General features: G+C 72.4%; 1 pseudogene. It reads left to right on the top strand.

The features are described 5' to 3' along the window. Positions 1-239: pseudogene (locus ACYQ0J_RS00420) on the top strand (ATP-binding protein); the annotation flags it as partial.

Raw genomic sequence — 239 nt, 5'->3', positions numbered from 1 at the left:
TCCGGGTGGATGGGGTGGGGCGGGGGAGGGACCTCGAGGCCGACCTCAAGGCCTGGCAGAGGCGCTACCCGGGGAACGAGGAGAAGGCGAGGAGCCTCCTCAAGGCCCTCAAGCGCCCCGAAGGGGTGAACCCCGTCACCCTCGTCGTGGACGACGCCACGGGCCTCACCCCCAGTGTGGTCCCCTGGCTGGTGGCCTTCGCCGAGGTGGCCACCCTGGTCCTGGCCGTCCACCCGGAG

Source organism: Thermus sp. FJN-A, from assembly GCF_054655095.1.
This window is presented reverse-complemented; position numbering and strand designations above follow the sequence as displayed.